Source organism: Kitasatospora sp. NPDC048722 (assembly GCF_040650235.1).
Classification (GTDB): domain Bacteria; phylum Actinomycetota; class Actinomycetes; order Streptomycetales; family Streptomycetaceae; genus Kitasatospora.
In genome coordinates, this window is sequence record NZ_JBEZGX010000061.1 from 36,216 (window position 1) to 55,484 (window position 19,269).

Genomic DNA, 19,269 nt, shown 5'->3' on the forward strand with positions numbered 1-19,269 from the left:
CGCCCGAACCGCCCGGCCCGCGCGAGCCGACGAAGCCGGCCCCGCCGGAGCCCGCGCACCCCCGCCCGCCGGAGCCGCCCGACTGACCCGGAGCCCGTGGCACGGACGGGCCCCGGACGGCGCGTGGAGGCGCCGCCTGCGTCGCGGTGCAGCCAGGCGGCCGGCAATCGAACGATGGCCTGCGGACTACAGGAGGTCCGGTGCTCGCCCGGCTGGTGGAGATCGTGGTGTGGGCTGCTGCGTTGACCGGGCTGACGCTGGTCTTCGTCGGCTCCCTGTCGCCCGTCGAACTGCTGGTGGCCTGCGTGACCGCACTCGGTGGGGCGTTCGCGGCCCGCAGGATGCGCCTGGCCGCCGACGTCCACGTCGAAGGAGGTCGTGGCGCGGTGCGCGCACTCCTCGCGCTGCCGGGCTCGGTCGTGCGGGGGCTGGCCGCGCTGACGGCTGCGACGGCCTTCGATGCCACGGGTGGGAGCGTTCGGCGCGTTCGGCTGCGGGCCGGGGCGGGAGCCGGGTGGGCCGGTACCCTGCTCGCCGCCTCCCCGGACACCTGCGTGATCGACGTGCCCCGCGACGACGAGGTCATCGTGCACGCCCTGCGGCCGAACGCGGGGCCGGTCGAGAAGGCCGTGGCCCGCACGGACGGCGCGCGGTGAACGCCTGGACGGCGGCGGCCCTGGTCCTGCTCGCCGCCCCGGCGCCGGCGTGCCTGTGGGTCGCGGCGCGCGGCACCGCGGTGCGCCGTCTGATCGGGGCGTCGATGCTGTCGACCGTGGTCGGCGCGGTGTTCCTGCTGCTCCCGATGGCATACGACCGGTCCTCCTACCAGGACCTCGCGCTGATGCTGGCCGTCCTGGCCCCCGCCGGCACCCTCGTCTTCGCCCGCTTCGTCGTCGGCCACCGCCACGACGCCCACCCGCACGATGCCGCGCCCGAGACCTGACGAGACCGCGCCCGACAAGCCACGTGGAACCGGGACGCGGGAGGGAGTTCGGATTGACGCCACGCCACGTGATCGTCCTCGTGCTGCTGTGGGCCGGTGTGGGGTGCGTGCTGCTGTCCGCCGCCGCGGTGCTGCGGCTGCGCGGAACGCTGATGCGGCTGCACTCCCTCGCACCGGCATCGGTGGCCGGGGTGCCACTGATCGCCGCGGCCGTGGCCGTCGACCAGGGACCGGGCCGGGGGGCGGCCAAGACGCTGTGCATCGGTCTGGTCTTCGCCGTCGGCGGGACGGTCACCACGATCGCCATCGGCCGGGCCGCCCGCCAGGCCGAGGTCGAGGAGGGGAGCAGCCGGTGAACCAGTGGCTGATCGGCGTCGCCGTCGCCTTCGTCGTCCTCGCCGCCACCACGGCGGTCCTCACCCGGGACCCGACCCGCCAGGCGGTCGTCCTGTCCGTCCTCGGTCTCGGCCTCGCGGTGCTGTTCGCGGTGCTGCAGGCGCCCGACGTGGCTCTCTCCCAGCTCGCCGTCGGCACCGCGCTGACCCCGCTGCTGATCCTGCTGACCGTCCGCAAGGTCACCCGCCGCCCGACCCACCCGGACGACCACCCCGCCACCGGCGACGACGGGCAGGAGCAGAAGTGACGGCCCGTGCCCGGCTGGCCGTGTTCCTGGCAGCGGCCGCCGTGATCGCTGCATTCTTCACGGCGGCGTGCACCCACCTGCCGCCGTTCGGAACGGACAGCCACCCCTACGGGGAGCGGGCGGTGGCGGCCGCTCTGGACCGACGCACCGCCAACGTCGTCTCCTCGGTCAACTTCGACATCCGCGCCTTCGACACCCTCGGCGAGGAGTCGATCCTCTTCGGCACGGTCCTCGGGGCGACCCTGCTGCTGCGCCGGGCCCGCGACGAACGCCACCGTCGCGCCGAAGCGGAACGCGTCGTGCCCACCACCCGCCTGTTCGGCGCGCTGCTGCTGCCCATCGCCCTCGTCGTGGGCGTGTACGTCGTCGCCCACGGCCAGCTCAGCCCCGGCGGCGGCTTCCAGGGCGGCGTCGTCCTGGCCACCGCCCTCCACCTGGCCTACGTGGCCGTCGACTACCGGGCGCTGAAGAAGCTGCGTCCGCTGGCCGTCCTCGACGTCGCGGACTCGCTCGCCGCGGCGTCCTACAGCCTCGTCGGCCTGGCCGGACTGATCGCCGGCGGTGCGTTCCTCGAGAACGTGCTGCCGCTGGGCACCTTCAACACCATCACCTCCGGCGGTACCGTCCCGGTCCTCAACGCCGTGGTCGGCGTCGAGGTCGCCTGCGGCCTGATCGCCCTGCTCGCACACTTCCTCGACCAGGCCGTCGAACTCACCGACCCCGACCAGCAGAGATACGGAGACACCTGATGGGAACGTGGGTCTTCCCGGCCGCCGGCTGGGTCCTGCTCATCGCCCTGTACGGCCTGGTCACCAGCCGCAACCTCATCCACGCCATCGGCTGCCTGGCCGTCGCCCAGTCCTCCACCTACCTCCTGCTCCTCGCCGTCGGCTACCGCCGCGACGCGACCGCCCCCGTCTACTCCGACCTCACCCCCGGCACCCGTCCCGTCGTCGACCCCGTCGTGCAGGCCCTCGCCCTGACCGACGTGGTCGTCGGGGCGACCGTCACCGCGCTGCTGCTCGCCCTCACCATCCAGCTGCGCAAACGCCACCACACCGTCGACCCGCAGGCCCTCACCGGCCTCAAAGGCTGAAGCCGTGACCGAAGCCGTCCTGCTGCCGCTCGCCGTGGCCATCCCCCTCCTCGGCGCGGCACTGCTGGCCGTCGCCGGCCGCAGACTTCCCCGGACCGGCTGCGACGTCCTGGCCACCACCTGCGCCGGTGCCGAGGCGGCGTGCCTCGCCCTGCTCTGGACACGCACCGACGGGCACGTCGCCACCGCGGAGCTGGGCGGCTGGCCCGCCCGCCTGGGCATCGTGCTCGCCGCCGACCCCATCGGCGCAGGACTCGCGCTTCTCGTCGCGGTCCTGGTGCTCGCCGTCGTGGTCTACGCCTGGCGGTACTTCGACGAGCCCACCGGCGAGCACGCCGGCGCCTTCCCCGCCCTGATCCTGCTGTTCGAGGCCGGCATGGCCGGCTTCGCGCTCACCGGCGACCTGTTCAACGCCTTCGTCTTCTTCGAACTCATGGGAGCCGCCGCCTACGCCCTGACCGGCTACCACATCGAAGACCCCCGCCCCCTCCACGGGGCGATCACCTTCGGCATCGTCACCTCCTTCGCCGCCTACTGCTCCCTGCTCGGCACCGGTCTCCTCTACGCCCGCACCGGCGAACTCAACCTCGCCCGCCTCGGCGAGCAGGCGGCCGCCCACCGCACCGACGTGCTGACCGTGGCCGCGTTCGCCCTCATCGCCACCGCCCTGCTGGTCAAGGCCGCTGCCGTGCCGTTCCACTTCTGGCTCCCAGACGCCCACGCCGTGGCCCCCACCCCGGTGTGCATGCTGATGTCCGGCGCCATGGTCGAACTCGGCGTCTACGGCATCGCCCGCATCTACTGGACCGTCTTCTCCGGTCCCGGCGGCATCCCCCACCAGGCCTTCCGCACCACCTTCACCGCCCTCGGCCTCCTGACCGCCCTGCTCGGGGCCCTGATGTGCTGGCAGCAGCGCCACCTCAAGCGCCTGCTCGCGTTCTCCACCATCAGCCACGTGGGCCTGTTCCTCATCGCCGTCGCCCTGCTGACCCCCGACGGCGCCACCGGCACCGCGGTGTACGTCGCCGCGCACGGCCTGGTGAAGGCCGCGCTGTTCGCCCTCACCGGTGTACTGCTGGACCGCTACGGGAGCGTCGACGAGCACGGCCTGCACGGCAGAGCGCGTGACCTGCGCACGGCCGGCGTGCTGTTCGTGGTCGGTGCCCTGGCCCTGGCCGGGATGCCGCCGTTCGGTACGGGTCTCGGCAAAGCCCTGAGCGAGGACGCCGCCGGCCGGTGGCAGCCCTGGCTGCCGGCCGTGTTCGTCGCCGCCTCCGCCGTCACCGGCGCCGCGGTACTGCGTGCGGGCCTGCGGATCTTCTGGGGCGCCGGCCCCGTCCCGCGCAGCCGACCGGACGAGGACGAAACCACCGGCGAGGGCGAGGAACCCGAGATCCGTTCCCCCCGGCGCACACCGCCCCGCGCCATGACGGTCGTCCCGGCTGTCCTGCTCGGCCTCGCCGTCCTCATCGGTTCCCTGCCCGCCGTCACCGCCGCCCTCGCCCGCGGGTCGGCCCTCTTCACCGACCCCGGCCGCTACACCGCGGCCGTCCTCACCCGCCCCAGCACGCCGCCCGGGCCGATGCCGGCTGCCGACTGGACCGCGATCGGGGTGCTGCTCGGCCTGCTGTCCACGGGCATCGCGGTCGCCCTGGCCGGTACGGCGGTCCACCGGGGTGTTCCCGCACTTCCCTCCCGGCATCCCGTTGCCCGGGCGGTGCGGGCGCTGCGGCGCCTGCATTCCGGGCACCTCGGCGACTACCTCGCCTGGCTCGCCCTCGGCGTGGCGGTGCTGTGCGTCGCGATCGCCGCCCAGACCTGAAGCGCCGGCGCACCCGCCGACCGCGCCGGATGCTGCTTCGGCGGGGCGAGAGCCGCCGAGGGGGCGGGGGCGCAACTCACCTCGCCGTGTCGTTCCCGCTTGCCTCCTCGGGGCGGCGGGGACGCAGCCGCCCGGCGGCCGTACGGTACGGCCGCCGGGCGTGGGTTCAGTCCTTTCCCGCGTCCTTGAGCTTCTCCGCGGCCTGTTTCACGTCGCTCTTGACCTGTTCACCCCTGCCTTTGGCGACCAGGGGGCGGTCACCGGTGACGCGGCCGGTGGCTTCCTTGACCTTGCCCTTGGCCTTCTCGGCGGCGTTGCGCAGCTTGTCGTCGGTGCCCATCGGGTGCACTCCCATCTCGGACCGGGCGGGTCGTCCGCCCGGGCGGGCGTCTGCCCGGGAGCCGCGGTTCCATGCACCACGCCGGGCAGGACCAGGAAGCCGAACAGGATCCGGGCGCCGGTCCGGGTGACCCCCGCCTCCTGGTGCAGGTCACCCCGGCACCGGTCCGCCCGCTCCTCGGGCGACTCCCGGCGGCCGGTTCGGGGCCGGCGTCCGGTGCCGTCGAGGCTGGTGACCGGCGTGGTCATGGTGATCGCCTCCTGCTTCCCTCGTGGGTGTAGCCGTCGCGGGGCTGGGCAGACGCGGGGCATGGACGAGGAGGAGACGGTGGGCCAGGCCCCGCCCGGGACGGCGGTTTCCCCGACTCCGGTCGTCCGGGCGGCCCGACGTGCCGCGCGGCATGATGGTCGGGACGACAGGACGCCGCCGCGAGCCGACCAGGAGCACGCCATGCCACGGCCAGCCGAGCAGCCCGGCGAGGGGGATCATGAATCAGCCGGCTTGCACGTCGCGGTGCGCCGGGAGGGCCCGGCGCGAGTGGTCTCCGTCGCCGGTGAACTGGACCACGACAGCGCGAACGGCCTGCGGGCGGCGCTGTCCCGTCCAGCTGCCGAGGGCGAGGAGCGCATCGTCGTCGATCTCGCGGACCTGTGGTTCTGCGACTCCACCGGGCTGAACGTCCTGCTACGCGCACGCCTGGACGCCGAGGCGGCCGGACTGCGGCTGGAACTGGCCGGGCCGCGACCGACGGTGGCGCGGCTGTTCGAGATCACCGGGGCCGACAGCGTGCTTCGCATCCACCCCGACCTCGACGGCGCTCTGAAGGCCACGGACCCGTCGCCGGGCACTCGCGACGGCGTGGGAGGCCGGCATGAAGAGTGACCGGGAAGGGCCCGCGCGGCGTTCCTCCGACCGGACCAGCGTGCTCGTGCTGCACGGCACCGAGGGTGCGGTCCAGCGCTCCCGGGACTTCAGCCGCAGGACCCTGGCGTCGTGGCAGTGGCTGCCCACCATGGACGCCGAGCAGCTGGCCGTGGTGGAGGATGTCCTGCTGATGGTCTCGGAGCTGGTCACCAACGCGTGCCTGCACGCGCCCGGTGGCCCCCGGGAACTGCGGCTGAGCTGGAACGGCGAGCGGCTCCGGGCGGAGGTCTCGGACGCGAGCCCGGCCCCGCCGCGGCTGCGCCGGCACGCCGACCCCGGCCGCCCCGGTGGCCACGGCCTACGTGTGGTGGACCGGTTGGCGCGCGACTGGGGCTGCCTGCCCGAGGGGGCGGGGAAGCTGGTGTGGTTGGAGATCGCGTCCCCGATGGGCCTCGGCGCCCCTCGGGGGTGACCCCGAACCCGCGGTGCCCTGTTGAGTTTGCTCTTCTCCCGGGCGTTTCCGGCCCCCCGCAGCGGATAGCCGCGCTGCGGGGGCCGCCGTGGTGACTGACGCGTCGTGTCCCCGAACGCTTTCCCACGGATCGCGGGTGGCCCAGCCCGGTCCGGGACGTACCGGACTGCGTGACCCGTCCGAAGCGCGACGAACGGAAGGAGCCGACACCATGCCCCGCCGACCGTCGATCACCGGCCGCGATCCAGCGCCGGGCGTGTTCGCCGCGCAGGCCAGGCCGTGGACCGGCGGGACCGTCGTCGAACTGCGCGGCGAACTCGACGTGGACTCGGCCGGCGAACTGCGCACGGCCCTCGACACACTCCTGGCCGCCGCGCCCGTCACCGTCATCGTCCTCGACTGCGCGTGCCTGGAGTTCTGCGACTCCACCGGACTCAACACGATGCTCCGGGCCCAGACCCGCGCGGTGGCCCAGGGCAGCCGGATCGAGCTGGCCCGCCCCCGCCCGCTGGTACTCCGAATGCTCGAACTGACCGGCGCCACCGAGGCGTTCCCGATCCGGGACACACTGCCGCAGTGACGGCCGGGGCGCGGACCCGGCCTGCTGCGAGGCCCGGCGACGTCCCGGTGGACCTTCGGTCCACCGGGACACGGTCGAGCTGCGGGCCGAGCCGCAGGGCGGTCCGCTCGCCCGGTCGCTCGGTCGACCCCTGCTCTGCCTGTCGCCCTTTCCCGTCCGGTGGCACAGTGGTTTCAGGGCGGTGGCCCGCCGCCCTCCGGGCCGGGGCGCCCGGTCGGGGCACCTCGGTCATGCGACCGGTCCGGACGGTGGGACGGATGGACGAGCAGCCGGCACCCGGTGCCACGTCGGCCCAGCACGCCCTGCGTCAGCTGCTCGCGGGGCTGACCGCGGTGCGCGACGGGGACTTCCGGATCAGGCTCACGTCCGACCAGCCCGGTGTGCTCGGGGAGATCGCGACGGTTTTCAACGGGATGGCGGACCAGCTGGCCCGGGTGACCTCCGAGGTGACCAGGGTGGCCCGGGAGGTCGGCACCGACGGGCGGCTCGGCGGCCAGGCCCAGGTCCCCGGGGCGGCCGGAACGTGGCTGGACCTGACCGATTCGGTGAACGCGATGGCCGGCAACCTGACCGGGCAGGTGCGCAACATCGCCCAGGTGACCACGGCGGTGGCGCGCGGTGACCTCACCCAGAAGATCGAGGTCGACGCCCGCGGGGAGATCCTGGAGCTCAAGAACACCGTCAACACGATGGTCGACCAGCTCTCGGCGTTCGCCGACGAGGTGACGAGGGTGGCCCGGGAGGTCGGCACGGAGGGGCGGCTCGGCGGCCAGGCCAGGGTCGAGGGCGTCGCCGGGACGTGGCGCGACCTGACGGACTCGGTGAACTTCATGGCGGGCAACCTCACCGCCCAGGTGCGCAACATCGCCCAGGTCGCCACGGCCGTCGCCGAGGGCGATCTGACCCGCAAGATCGACGTCGACGCCCGCGGGGAGATCCTGGAGCTCAAGACGACCCTCAACACGATGGTCGACCAGCTCTCGGCGTTCGCGGACGAGGTCACCCGCGTCGCCCGCGAGGTCGGGACCGAGGGCCGACTCGGCGGTCAGGCGGACGTGCGCGACGTCTCCGGGACGTGGCGCGACCTCACCGAGTCCGTCAACGTCATGGCGGACAACCTCACCGCCCAGGTCCGCTCGATCGCCGAGGTCACCACGGCCGTCGCCGAGGGCGACCTCACCCAGAAGATCCGCGTCGACGCGCGGGGGGAGATCCTGGAGCTCAAGGACACCATCAACACGATGGTGGACCAGCTGTCCGCCTTCGCGGACGAGGTGACCCGGGTGGCCCGGGAGGTCGGCACCGCCGGCAACCTCGGTGGGCAGGCCACCGTCCGGGGCGTCTCCGGCACGTGGAAGGACCTCACCGACAACGTCAACGTGATGGCCTCCAACCTCACCGGCCAGGTCCGCTCCATGTCCGAGGTGGCGACCGCCGTCGCGCGCGGTGACCTGTCCAGGAAGATCACCGTCGAGGCCAAGGGCGAGGTCGCGGCCCTGGCCGACGCGATCAACACCATGGTGGACACCCTGTCGGTCTTCGCCGGCGAGGTGACGAGGGTGGCCCGGGAGGTCGGCACCGAGGGCATCCTCGGCGGGCAGGCCCGGGTGCCCAACGTCGCCGGGACCTGGAAGGACCTCACCGACAACGTCAACTTCATGGCGCACAACCTCACCAGCCAGGTGCGCAACATCGCCCAGGTCACCACGGCCGTCGCAGAGGGCGACCTCACCCGCAAGATCGACGTCGACGCGCGCGGCGAGATCCTGCAGCTGAAGACGACCATCAACACCATGGTCGACCAGCTCGGCTCCTTCGCGGCGGAGGTGACGCGGGTCGCGCTCGAGGTCGGCAGCGAGGGGCGACTCGGCGGCCAGGCGCGGGTGGAGGGCGTCTCCGGCACGTGGAAGCGGCTCACCGAGAACGTCAACGAACTGGCCGGCAACCTCACCCGACAGGTCCGGGCGATCGCCGAGGTCACCAGCGCCGTCGCGGCCGGCGACCTCACCCGCTCGATCAGCGTGGACGCCTCCGGCGAGGTCGCCGACCTCAAGGACAACATCAACGCCATGGTCGAGTCGCTGCGCGACACCACCCTGGCCAACCAGGAACAGGACTGGCTCAAGACCAACCTCGCCCACTTCTCCGCCGCGATCCAGGGCCGCCGCGACATCCGGGCTCTCGCCGAAATGATCACCGACGAGCTGACGCCGCTGGTCGGAGCCCAGTACGGCGCCTTCTTCCTCGCCGAGGAGCGCGGGACCGGCACCGAACTGGCCCTGATCAGCGCCTACGGCCGCCCGACAGGGGAAACCCGGCGGCTGCGCATGGGGGAGTCCCTGGTCGGACAGGCCGCCCGAACCCGGCGCACCATCGCACTCGACGACCTGCCCCCGGGCTACGCCGTCATCGCCTCCGGGGCGGGCTCCACCGACGCCCGCTCGCTCGTGATCCTGCCGATCGCGCTGGAGGAGTGGCTGCTCGGCGTCATGGAGTTCGCCTCCGTCCATTCCTTCACCCAGGTCCACCGCGACTTCCTGGAACGGTTCACCGAGTTCTGCGGCGTCAACATCGGCACCCTGCTCGCCAACGCCCGCACCGACGAACTGCTCGGCGAATCCCAGCGGCTCACCGCCGAACTCCAGGCCCGCTCCGAGGAGTTGCAGGACGGCCAGGAGGAGCTGCGGCGTTCCAACGCCGAACTGGAGGAGAAGGCCGCCCTGCTCGCCCAGCGCAACCGCGACATCGAGGCCAAGAACCTGGAGATCGAGCAGGCCCGCCAGGAACTGGAGGAACGCGCCCGGCAGCTGAGCCTCAGCTCGATGTACAAGTCCGAGTTCCTGGCCAACATGAGCCACGAACTGCGCACCCCGCTCAACAGCCTGCTCATCCTCGCCCAGCTGCTCGCGCAGAACGCCACCGGCAACCTCACCCCCAAGCAGGTCGAGTACGCGGGCGTCATCCACTCCGCCGGCGCCGACCTGCTCCAGCTCATCAACGACATCCTCGACCTCTCCAAGGTCGAGGCCGGGAAGATGGAGGTGACCCCCGAGCCCTTCGCCGTGCGCGAGCTGCTGGAGTACGTCGAGTCCGCCTTCCGCCCGCTCGCCGACGAGAAGGGCCTCGCCTTCGAGGCCGTCGTCGGCGATGCGGTCCCCGACCGACTCGTCACCGACCAGGCACGGCTGCGCCAGGTGCTGCGCAACCTCCTCTCCAACGCCGTCAAGTTCACCGACACCGGCCGGGTCGGCCTGCGGATCGAGCGCGCCGACGGCCCGGGTCTGCCGACCGAACTCGGCCGAACGGAAAGGGCGGTGGCGTTCCACGTCGAGGACAGCGGGATCGGCATCGACCCCGCCCACCTGGACCTCATCTTCGGTGCCTTCCAGCAGGCCGACGGCACCACCAGCCGGCGCTTCGGCGGCACCGGCCTCGGGCTGTCGATCAGCCGCGAGCTCGCCCGGCTGCTCGGAGGCGCCCTCACCGTCAGCTCCACCGCCGGGAAAGGCAGCCGGTTCACCCTCTACCTGCCGCTCGTCGGACCCGACGAGCCGGACGCCGAGGCGGAGTCCGAGCCACGGATCCTGGTGGTCGAGCCCGACCCGCCGGCCCTGCTCACCCTGCTCACCCGCGCCGCCACGGACGCACTGGGCGCACCGCAGCAGCCGGTCCGCCTCCACACCGCCGGGGACGAGGCCGAACTGCGGGCCGCCCTCGGCGCCGGGCCCTACCGCTGCGTCGTCCTCGACCTCGCCCGGTCCGGCGAACTGGCCCCCGCCCTGCTCGACACCCTGGCGGACGGCACCCCCGTCCTCGGCTACCAGGGCGACGGCGCCGGCGGTCGGAGCGACACCGCCGCCGGAGGAGTCGTGGTCATCCACGGACTGGACGACCTGCGGGAACGCGTGATCCACCTGCTGGGAGGTCGCCATCCGGCCGCGCCGGCCGTGCCGGCCGCCGACCTCGTGATCCCGTCCCCGGACGACCCGGTCGCCGGGCGGACCGTCCTGATCGTCGACGACGACCTGCGCAACGTCTTCGCCCTGGCCGCCGCCCTCGAACAGCACGGCCTGACCGTCCTGCACGCCGGCGACGGCCGCGCCGGCCTCGACCTGCTGCGCACCCACCCCGAGACCGACCTGGTCCTGATGGACGTGATGATGCCCGGCCTCGACGGTTACGCCGCGATCGCCGCGATCCGCGCCGACGAACGCTTCGCCCGCCTGCCCGTCATCGCCGTCACCGCCAAGGCCATGCCCGGCGACCAGGACAAGAGCCTCGCGGCCGGCGCCGACGACCACGTCACCAAGCCCGTCGACACCGACGACCTGCTCGACCGGATGCGGCACGTCCTGGACGCGACATGACCGCCGGGCACGAGCCGGCGGACGCCACGGCCCGGGCTCTGGCCGGCGCCGTCCGCCGGCTACAGCGCGCCGCCGTCCGGATGCGCGCCGAGGAGCGCACCCGGGCCGTCGTCGACCTCGCCACCGGGATGCTGGCCGAGCGCCTGGACGTGTGCCCCGCCGAGGCTGCGGCCCACCTCGCCCGGCTCGCCGGGGAGGCGGGCGTACCGGTCGCAGCCCTGGCCGCCGACATCGTCGGCTTGTCCGGCCCTCCACCCGAGCGACCTGTCGGGACACCCGGTTCCGTGCCACCGGTGACACCCGCGCTCGCCGCCCTCCCCGACCTGCAACGCGCCGCCGAAGCCGCGCTGGAGCAGACGGCAGGCGCGCTCGGCGTCCACGCCGTCGCCCTGTGGCAGCGACTGCCGGGCGGTGTGCTCGCCCTTGCAGCGCACGCGGGGCTGCCCGCCGGTGAGGCCGCGGCGTGGAGCCGGGTACCGCCCGGCATCCCCACCCCGGCCCAACGTGTCGCCGCCGGCGGGACGGAGCTGTGGCCCGGAGACCCGGGGACGGAGGGCCCGTCGGTGGGACCCGGTACGGCGCGGGCCGTCCTCCCGCTGCTCGCCGGGGGCCGTCGCCGGGGTGCGCTGGAGATCGTCTGGCCCGCGCCGGGCCCCACCCCCGTGCTCGGCGGGCCCCAGCGGCGTCAGCTCCACGCCCTCGCCGACCTCTGCGCGACCCTCCTGGCCGACGCCCGGGCCGCTGTCCCTTCCGACGACGCTCTCCTGGACGGCCTTCCCGCCCCGGCCCTGCTGCTGGAACCGGTCCTCCGCCGGGGACAGGTCGTCGACTTCACGCTCGTGCGGGCCAACGCGCGCTTCCACGATCCGCTGGACCGCCCCCGGTACGAACTGGAGGGCACCTCGCTCCTGGAGGCCTATCCTCTCGCCTGCGCCACCGGCCTCCTCGTACGGTTGCTCAGGGTGCACGAGACCGGGGAACCGCTGCCGGCCGAACGCGTGCGACTGGCCTTCCGGAGGGACGAACTCGCCCTTCCCGCCACGGTCCTGCTCTCAGCGGCGCCGTACGGCGACCGGCTGGTGGTCGGCTGGCAGCCGGAACGCGAGCCGGCCGACGAGGCCGAGGAAGCCGCCCTGCTGCACCAGGCCCAAAGGCTGGCCCGGGTGGCAGGGTTCGAGGAACACCCCGCCGGCGGACGGATCCGCTGGAGCGAGGGCCTGCGGGAGATCTACGGGCTGCCGCCCGACGCCGACCCCGTCCCGCTGGCCCGGCTCGCCGGGCACACCCACCCCGACGACGAGCCCGCGGTCCGGCGGCTGCTGGACACCGTCAGCCACCGGCACCGCACCGCCGCCGCCGTCGTCCGGCTGATCCACCCGGACGGCACCTCCCGGCACACCCGGGTGGTCGCAGAGCCCGTCCTCGACGACGACGGTCGGCTCACCGCGGTCCGCGGCGCCTTCCACGACGTGTCCGCGCAGCACCGGACGGAGATCGCCCTCGGCGCCACCCGGGAACGTCTGGCCGACAGTGAGCAGGAGACCGCCGCAAGCGAACAACTCGCTCTTCGGCTCCAGCAGGCCATCCTGCCCGCCGCACCGCCCCCGCTCGGCCCGGCCGGTCTTCGGGCCGCCGTCCGCTACCGCCCCGCGGCCCAGCGCGACCGGGTGGGCGGCGACTGGTACGACGTCCTGCCGCTGCCCGACGAGTGCGTCCTGCTCGCCGTCGGCGACATCGCCGGCCACGGCGTGGGCGCGGCCACCGGCATGGTCGCGCTGCGGCACGCCCTGCGAGGCCTCGCGGTCACCGGCGCCGGACCGGCCCGGCTGCTGAGGTGGGTCAACACGGTGGCGCTGCGCGGGCAGGTCACCGCCACGGCGGTCTGCGTCCTGCTCGACCCGGCGAGCGGCGGGCTGCGCTGGGCCCGGGCGGGCCACCTGCCGCCGATCCGACTCGGCCCGGACGGCGCCGAGGTGCTGCCGCTGCCGCACGGCGTGCTGCTCGGCGCCCTGGAGGAGGCCCGGTACGAGGAGCACACCGCCCACCTGCCCCCGGGTGACGTCCTGCTCCTCTACACCGACGGCCTGGTCGAGCGCCGGGACCGCCCGGTCGAGGAGTCCGTCGACCAGCTGATCCGCGCCGCCGGCGCCCCCGGCCCCGACCTGGAGGGCTACCTCGACCGCCTGCTGGAACTCAGCCCGGCCGACACCGACGACGACACGTGCCTGGTCGCCGTCCGGGTGGATGAGGGACCGCCCTGCGCCAAGGGCCGGCGACCCGCACGAGAGGACCGTGCCCGCGACGCGCGGTGTTAGGGGCAGGCGTGCCCGGGTAGGCGCGATCCGCGGGGGCCACCAGGACCGGAACGGAGAGGAGAGGACTCCTCATGTTGCTGCTGGGTCTGGCCCTGATGGCCCGGCGAACCCGGCACCCCGGCCGGCCGGGCGCGCGACCGGTGGCCCACCGCACGGCCCTTCCGGTGCGGCCGGCCCGACCCGCCCCATCCCTCCCACGGGAGGAGGGCGAGGTGCTCGCGCCGCAGGAGGAACCCGTCGCCCAGCAGGGCGGCCGCGCCGTCGGCGCGCCGGCCGAACCCCCCACGTGGCGGCCGGACCCGTCACCTGTTCGGTCACTGAGGGCGCCCACCCACCGGACCCACGACCACCACGGACCCTCTCGGGGAGGGAGGAAGGCGACGATCTCATGAGCCGATCAGTGCCTTCCTCCGCGCGTCCGTCGCCCACGAAACCGCAGGCACGGCGAATGCCGTTCTCGGCCCGGCCAGGGGCGGCAGGCGACGCCCGCGCCTTCACCGCCGCGTTCCTGGCCGACGTCACCGACCCGCTGGTGGTCGCCGACGCGGTCCTGCTGGTCTCCGAACTCGTCGGCAACGCCCTGCGCCACGGCAGCGAGCCCGGAGCGCTGGTCCTGGTCCGCGCCGCCGGCCGACTGCGGATCGAGGTCAGCGACGCCAGCCCGCGCCCACCCCTGCCGCGGCGGCCGCGCGGCCCGGACGAGGCGGGGGGCCTGGGCCTGTTCCTGCTGAGCCGCCTCGCCCTGCGCTGGGGCTGGCGCCCGTCGGGGCCGGGCAAGACGGTGTGGTGCGACGTGCGCTTGCCCGCGGGCTGACGGCGGGCATCCGGCGCCCGCCGGGCGCGCCGTGCTGCCCGGCCCGGACCTGGGCGCACGGGCGACTCCTGAACCACCGCCGACGACCCACCGACCAGCGAGTCGGCCTGAGGTGGAACGTTCGTCGGAAACGGGGAATCAGGTGGGTCCGGTGTGGAACCTGCGAAGCCGGGCAGCCGCCTGGTGCCCCCTCCTTCGGGAGGAAACACCAGGCGAAAGGCCGACATCATGAGCACCCCCGACGTGAGCACCCCCGACGTGAGCACCCCCGACGTGGACGCGAGCCGAGACGACGAGCAGGTGCGGGAACGGTCCGCGGAGACACGGGAGATCGTGGCGCCCACGCCGGCGGACGTCCGGGCCGAGGGCGAGGACCCGGAGGACGACGAGGAGCCGCACCTGCCGGCGGCTGATACCCAGGCCCCATGACGGGCGGGCCGGGACATGTCGTTCCAGCATCCCGCCGAGCGCGCAGGCGGCGGCCACCATGGCTTCGGGCGCGTGGCCGAGCGGGCCTCGAACTTCACCAGCTCGCCCGTGTTCTTCCTGGTGTGCCTGCTCCTGGTGGCCGCCTTCGTCGCCGTGCACGCCGCCGGCCTCGCGCTCGGCTGGCAACTCCTGATCGGCGATCTGATGACCGCCGTGACACTGCTCCTCCTCGCTCTGCTGAAGAACTCCGAACGGCGCGCCGAGCACGCCGTCCAGCGCAAGCTCGACTCGATCGCCGCCGCTCTGCTCGAACAGCGCAGCGGGCACACCGACAAGGCGGTCGAATCCCTGGAAGAGGCCATCCGGCTGGAGGACGAGAGCTGAAACGCCTGGACGCACCCGTGGCACCGGCTGGAACGGCGGACCGCCGAATGCGTCCCGCCGGGTGGCATCCTGACAGGACACGTCAACGGGCGCCGAGAACAGTGAGGATCCAGTGGCCCTGAACCGACCGTCGCCGCCCGGCACCGCGGATGGGTGACACGCCCCACCGCAGCGGGGTCACGCCGCCCGCCCGCACCTGGTGGCAGGTCCTGCGGACGGCGGCGCGCAGCGTGTGGGAACAGGGCCGCACGATCGAACTTCTCCAGCGCTCGATGGCGTTCGCCGCGCTGTTCTTCGTGACCCTCGTCCCGTTGCTGATCGTCATCGCCGCGGCCTTCCCCTCCCGCGGCAGCGGCATCGCCGAGTGGATCACCGACGGCCTCGGCCTCACCGGCCAGGGCGCCACCGCCGTCACCCGACTCTTCGTCTCCCGCGGCCAGGTGCTCAGCACCACCACGGGCTTCGGCCTGGCCGCGCTCGCGGTCTTCGGGATCTCCCTCATGGCCTCCGTCCAGGGCGTCTACGAACGCATCTGGGAACTCGACCGGGGCCCGTGGCACACGGTCTGGCGCCAGGTCCTCGGCCTGGCCGGGCTGATCGGGTACCTCGTGCTCGCAGCCTGGAGCGGCACGCCGTGGCGCCACTCGACCTTCCAGCCCACCGCCCGCATCGCTGCGACGATCATCGGCGGCATCCTGCTGTTCTGGTGGCTCCAGCACCTGTTGCTCGCCGGGCGCGTCCCGCCCAGGGACCTGTTGCCGGGAGCCGTCGCGACCATGGCGGCGCTGGCCGGGCTCCGCCTCTTCTCCCGGCTGGTCTTCGCCCCCTTGCTGGTGTCCAACGCCGTCTCCTACGGGACGGTCGGCACCGTGCTGATCGTCCAGTCCTGGCTGATCGGCGTCGGCTACACCGTCTACGCCGGCGCACTGGCCGGCCGCGCCGTCGTCGAGGCCCGCCGCGGGCCGTAGCGGCCGGTCGGGCCGGCCGGCCGCTACGTGCCACCACCGGGTCGGCTCCCAGCTGCCCGTGTGGGACCCACCCCCGGGCGGTTGCTCGCCGAGCTCGCCGCCCGGGACCGGGCCCAACTGGTCATCGTGGTCCACTCGCATCGCGGTTTCGGCCAGGGGGACGGACCGACGCTGCTTCAAGAATGCGCCCGCGGGAGCGGTTAGGGGGACGCGGAGCGGGCAGGCGCCCGGGCGGCCGGGAACGGCCCGGCCGTCGAACCCGCAAGGAGGCCCCAGATGAGCATGGTGAAGGAGACGGTCGACGTCGACGTGCCGCTGCACACCGCCTACAACCAGTGGACCCTGTTCGAGGAGTTCCCGCGCTTCATGGAAGGCGTCGAGGCGGTGACCCAGCTGGACGACCGCCACAACCACTGGCGGACCAGCATCGGCGGTGTCACCCGGGAGTTCGACACCGAGATCGTCGACCAGCTGCCCGACGAGCGGATCGCCTGGAGGACGACGGACGGCGACGTGCGCCAGAAGGGCGTCGTCACGTTCCAGCGGCTGGACGACCTGCACACCCGGGTCAACCTGGCCATCGACTTCGAACCCGAGGGCATGGCCGAGAGGGCCGGCGACATGCTGGGCATGGTCGACCGCAGGGTCAAGGGGGACCTGCACCGCTTCAAGGACTTCATCGAGCAGGAGGGCCGGGAGGAGGGCGGCTGGCGCGGCCGGATCACCCCTGGCTGAGCCCCGTCGCCGATCATCCGGAGGGGCGGCCCCGGCCCGAGCGGCCGGGGCCGCGGCATGCCTGCGCCCGGTGGTGATCCGAGTCGGTGTCCGGGTCTCCGGGCAGGCCCGAATGCGGCACCCAAGGCCGCCCGGCCGTCCGGACCAGCAGGAGACGGCTCGCGAGGCGTGGGATTCGGCCGGGGCCGCCCGGGGACGCGCTCGGACGGGCAAGCTGCCGAGGAGGACACGAACAATGTCGAACGATGCCGTCGTCCTACTGCGGGAGGACCACAAGAAAGTGCGCAGCGACCGGAACAGGGCGGAATGGGAGAACGGAACGAGGCGGAAGGGGAGAATGGGAAGAAATTCGCTGCGTGACGTCCCGGGCCCGGGTGAAACCGGCCGTGACGGCTCTTTCCCGGATGCCCGCGGTGGCCGGCTGTTCGCCGGTCGGTCCGTCCGTGTGCGTCCCGGGCTCCAGGCGGTCTGCCTGGAGCCCGGGAGCTCTGACACCGGAGCCGGGCCCTGGTGGCAGGGCCCGGCTCCGGTTGTGTGAGGGAAGGTCACCACCGGTACCACCGTCGGCCGCTGCCGCCGGCGAAGACGAAGCCGAGGACCCAGAGCACCAGGACGGCCAGCGCGATCCACCACAGGATGTGTATGGCGAAGCCGGCACCACCCAGGATCAAGGCCAGCAGCAGGACGAGAACGAGGACGAGCATCGGAATCGGTCCTTTCGTGCGCAATGGAGTCTTCGGACACGGCGTGTGCCCGGCTGCGGCCGGTCCATACATGCAGTCGGTGACTTCCCAGGGCCGCCGCCCGTCGGCCGGATCACGCGCATTTCGCGTCAAAGGAAAGCGCGAATTCACTTTCGTGTCTCGCGTATCGCGATCGTCCTGTGCGACCCGGGCATCAGGGTGCGGGACATCGCGACAGGCCGCCTGCTGACCGAGCGGGCGGCCCAGCGGATCATCGCCGGCCTCGAAGCCGACGGCTACCTCGGCCACCGCGCGTCGGACGGTCGAACGTCTACCAGGTCATCGACGGCGAGCAGCTGCGCCGCCCCGCGGACAACGGCCCGACGCCGGTCGAACTGTCGGCCGTCCTGCTCCGCTGACCGACCCGTGAGCGCAGGAGCCCGGTTACCCGTATTGCCATTGACGAATCACCGTTCACGTATCGGTTGACGCGAGAAGGGATTCGGCAGACGCTGAAGGTGTCCCCCACCCTCCCCAGGCAGGAGACAGAGACCATGAGCGGTAAGCCGCCCGCGGCGCACTCCGCCACTCCGACTCCTCCACCGCCCGCGTCGGGCGGCAGTCAGCTGCCCGCCGACCAGTGGATCGCCGACGGCCTGCTCGTCAAGCTGGTCACCGAAAGTGAGCGAACCCGCGCGACGGTGTGCGGAGAGATCGACCTCGACATCGCCGACGGCCTCCGCGAAACCCTTGAACGCGCGCTCGGCGGCAGCCGCACAGGGCTCGACCTGGACCTCTCCGCCGTCACCTTCTGCGACAGCGCCGGCCTCAATCTCATGCTGCGCCTGCGCAGCACCGCGCACCGTGCCGGCCGCACCCTCAAGATCACCGCGGCCAGCACCCAGGTCGAGCACCTGCTCGCGATCACCGAGACAACCAGCCTCTTCACCGCCGAAGAAGCCCTGGGAAGCCCCTCCGAGGGTCCCCGCCACGAGAACACGGACCCATGACCGCGGCGTCGCCCTCGTCGCTCCTGGCACCCGGGTGGCGTCGCCGGCGATCCGGCCGGTCGACCCGCACGACCGCTCGCCGAGAGACCGTCGTGCCGCCGTCGGTCATGACCCAGGCCGATCGTGCTCTGCCAGTCGGCGAGCTGCCGCCGAAGCTCGCCCCTGCTGCGCCGAGCCGTCGGGGAGCGCCTCACTCGCCGGTGGAACGGGTCGGCCGCCGCAACTACGTGCCGTCCCGCGTTCGGCCTGCGGCGTGGGCCCGCACAGTGCGGCGGGTCAGGCGGTGGCCTTGCCCGCGGTGACCAGGGCGGCGAGTGCGGTCCGCCGGACGTACACCAGCAGGCCGACGGTGACGCCGGCCATCACCAGGGCCATCAGGACGTGGCCGAGTGCCGAGACGAGGGCGAAGCCGAGGGCGCCGAGCAGGACGTGGGTGCCGATCCGCAGGCCCACGAGGGGTGCCGGGGACTCGGGCTTCGCCGGCGAGATCGCCCGCAAGGGCGCCCCAGCCCCGATCCGGGCCGGCCGGCGGTGGTGGTGGTGGAGCGGAACCGCTCGTGGATGAACGGCTTCGGCGGTCGCGCTGCACCGGGAAACGCTGGCGCGTCGTGGACGTCCACCTCCACCCGTCCGCCGGAATCGTCACCCTGCGCATGCTCGTCCGCCGTGCGACCCGTGCTGCCGCTGGGACAGCCGCTCCACCACCAATCGCCCGGAGTGACGCCTACTGACGGGTGTTCTTGACCGTGGGCTGCGTCTTCTGGTTGTAGATCTCCTTGCCGTCCGCGTTGAAGGCATGGACGT

21 protein-coding genes and 1 pseudogene are annotated in these 19,269 nt (G+C 73.4%); 19 read left to right on the forward strand and 3 right to left on the reverse strand.

The features are described from left to right. Positions 1-200: 200 nt before the first annotated feature. Genes AB0C76_RS33310 through AB0C76_RS33340 form a run of 7 tightly spaced genes read left to right on the forward strand, consistent with a single transcriptional unit; the run spans position 201 to position 4,504 of the window. On the forward strand, positions 201-656 hold the full coding sequence (locus AB0C76_RS33310) for a hypothetical protein (RefSeq protein WP_359972795.1): 456 nt from the start codon (positions 201-203) through the stop codon (positions 654-656). Next, a complete protein-coding gene (locus AB0C76_RS33315) occupies positions 653-943 on the forward strand; it encodes a monovalent cation/H+ antiporter complex subunit F (RefSeq protein WP_359972797.1) in 291 nt (96 codons plus the stop codon). The genes AB0C76_RS33310 and AB0C76_RS33315 overlap by 4 nt, the downstream gene beginning before the upstream one ends. Before the next feature lie 53 nt (positions 944-996). Next, positions 997-1,299: a monovalent cation/H(+) antiporter subunit G gene (locus AB0C76_RS33320; RefSeq protein WP_359972800.1), complete on the forward strand. Its 303-nt coding sequence runs from the start codon at positions 997-999 to the stop codon at positions 1,297-1,299. Next, complete coding sequence (locus tag AB0C76_RS33325; RefSeq protein ID WP_359972803.1) at positions 1,296-1,586, forward strand: DUF4040 domain-containing protein; 291 nt, start codon at positions 1,296-1,298, stop codon at positions 1,584-1,586. The genes AB0C76_RS33320 and AB0C76_RS33325 overlap by 4 nt, the downstream gene beginning before the upstream one ends. Before the next feature lie 41 nt (positions 1,587-1,627). Beyond that, a complete protein-coding gene (locus AB0C76_RS33330) occupies positions 1,628-2,335 on the forward strand; it encodes an MnhB domain-containing protein (RefSeq protein WP_359972805.1) in 708 nt (235 codons plus the stop codon). Then, entirely contained in the window at positions 2,335-2,682 is a 348-nt protein-coding gene (locus AB0C76_RS33335) for a cation:proton antiporter subunit C (RefSeq protein ID WP_359972807.1), read from the forward strand. The genes AB0C76_RS33330 and AB0C76_RS33335 overlap by 1 nt, the downstream gene beginning before the upstream one ends. A 4-nt stretch (positions 2,683-2,686) precedes the next feature. Next, on the forward strand, positions 2,687-4,504 hold the full coding sequence (locus tag AB0C76_RS33340) for a proton-conducting transporter membrane subunit (protein ID WP_359972809.1): 1,818 nt from the start codon (positions 2,687-2,689) through the stop codon (positions 4,502-4,504). A 166-nt stretch (positions 4,505-4,670) separates the two neighbouring features. Here the strand turns inward: AB0C76_RS33340 and AB0C76_RS33345 are convergent, their stop codons facing one another. Then, a complete protein-coding gene (locus AB0C76_RS33345; protein ID WP_359972811.1) occupies positions 4,671-4,844 on the reverse strand; it encodes a CsbD family protein in 174 nt (57 codons plus the stop codon). 450 nt (positions 4,845-5,294) lie between these two features. On the opposite strand from AB0C76_RS33345, the gene AB0C76_RS33350 reads away from it, so the two are divergent. The 10 genes from AB0C76_RS33350 to AB0C76_RS33395 all read left to right on the forward strand — a co-directional run bounded on the left by AB0C76_RS33350 (position 5,295) and on the right by AB0C76_RS33395 (position 16,772). After that, a complete protein-coding gene (locus AB0C76_RS33350; RefSeq protein WP_359972813.1) occupies positions 5,295-5,726 on the forward strand; it encodes an STAS domain-containing protein in 432 nt (143 codons plus the stop codon). Beyond that, positions 5,716-6,180: an ATP-binding protein gene (locus tag AB0C76_RS33355; RefSeq protein ID WP_359972815.1), complete on the forward strand. Its 465-nt coding sequence runs from the start codon at positions 5,716-5,718 to the stop codon at positions 6,178-6,180. Before AB0C76_RS33350 ends, AB0C76_RS33355 begins: the two co-directional genes overlap by 11 nt. Before the next feature lie 211 nt (positions 6,181-6,391). Beyond that, positions 6,392-6,760, forward strand: coding sequence for an STAS domain-containing protein (locus AB0C76_RS33360; protein WP_359972817.1), 369 nt, complete (start codon positions 6,392-6,394; stop codon positions 6,758-6,760). Between the two features lie 257 nt (positions 6,761-7,017). Next, positions 7,018-11,127: a HAMP domain-containing protein gene (locus AB0C76_RS33365; RefSeq protein ID WP_359972819.1), complete on the forward strand. Its 4,110-nt coding sequence runs from the start codon at positions 7,018-7,020 to the stop codon at positions 11,125-11,127. After that, positions 11,124-13,442 carry a SpoIIE family protein phosphatase gene (locus AB0C76_RS33370; RefSeq protein WP_359972821.1) on the forward strand — a complete coding sequence of 773 codons (2,319 nt, stop codon included), beginning with the start codon at positions 11,124-11,126 and terminating at the stop codon, positions 13,440-13,442. The genes AB0C76_RS33365 and AB0C76_RS33370 overlap by 4 nt, the downstream gene beginning before the upstream one ends. A gap of 448 nt (positions 13,443-13,890) precedes the next feature. After that, entirely contained in the window at positions 13,891-14,256 is a 366-nt protein-coding gene (locus AB0C76_RS33375) for an ATP-binding protein (RefSeq protein WP_359972823.1), read from the forward strand. Positions 14,257-14,484: 228 nt separating this feature from the next. Beyond that, positions 14,485-14,685 (forward strand): hypothetical protein, encoded by a 201-nt coding sequence (locus AB0C76_RS33380; protein ID WP_359972825.1) that lies wholly within the window; start codon positions 14,485-14,487, stop codon positions 14,683-14,685. 15 nt (positions 14,686-14,700) lie between these two features. Beyond that, positions 14,701-15,069 (forward strand): low affinity iron permease family protein, encoded by a 369-nt coding sequence (locus tag AB0C76_RS33385; RefSeq protein WP_359972827.1) that lies wholly within the window; start codon positions 14,701-14,703, stop codon positions 15,067-15,069. Positions 15,070-15,218: 149 nt separating this feature from the next. Continuing rightward, positions 15,219-16,037, forward strand: coding sequence for a ribonuclease BN (locus AB0C76_RS33390; protein WP_359972829.1), 819 nt, complete (start codon positions 15,219-15,221; stop codon positions 16,035-16,037). 276 nt (positions 16,038-16,313) lie between these two features. Next, complete coding sequence (locus AB0C76_RS33395; protein WP_359972831.1) at positions 16,314-16,772, forward strand: SRPBCC family protein; 459 nt, start codon at positions 16,314-16,316, stop codon at positions 16,770-16,772. Between the two features lie 545 nt (positions 16,773-17,317). Here the strand turns inward: AB0C76_RS33395 and AB0C76_RS33400 are convergent. After that, positions 17,318-17,476: a hydrophobic protein gene (locus tag AB0C76_RS33400; protein WP_359972833.1), complete on the reverse strand. Its 159-nt coding sequence runs from the start codon at positions 17,474-17,476 to the stop codon at positions 17,318-17,320. 533 nt (positions 17,477-18,009) lie between these two features. Here AB0C76_RS33400 and AB0C76_RS33405 point away from each other — a divergent pair. Continuing rightward, positions 18,010-18,465, forward strand: coding sequence for an STAS domain-containing protein (locus AB0C76_RS33405; RefSeq protein WP_359972835.1), 456 nt, complete (start codon positions 18,010-18,012; stop codon positions 18,463-18,465). A 276-nt stretch (positions 18,466-18,741) separates the two neighbouring features. Here AB0C76_RS33405 and AB0C76_RS33410 read toward each other — a convergent pair whose 3' ends face one another. Next, positions 18,742-18,963, reverse strand: coding sequence for a hypothetical protein (locus tag AB0C76_RS33410; protein WP_359972839.1), 222 nt, complete (start codon positions 18,961-18,963; stop codon positions 18,742-18,744). Between AB0C76_RS33410 and AB0C76_RS33415 the strand changes: the two are divergent. After that, positions 18,917-19,186: pseudogene (locus AB0C76_RS33415) on the forward strand (IS5/IS1182 family transposase); the annotation flags it as partial. The gene AB0C76_RS33410 and the pseudogene AB0C76_RS33415 sit on opposite strands and share 47 nt — an antisense overlap. Positions 19,187-19,269: the final 83 nt, after the last annotated feature.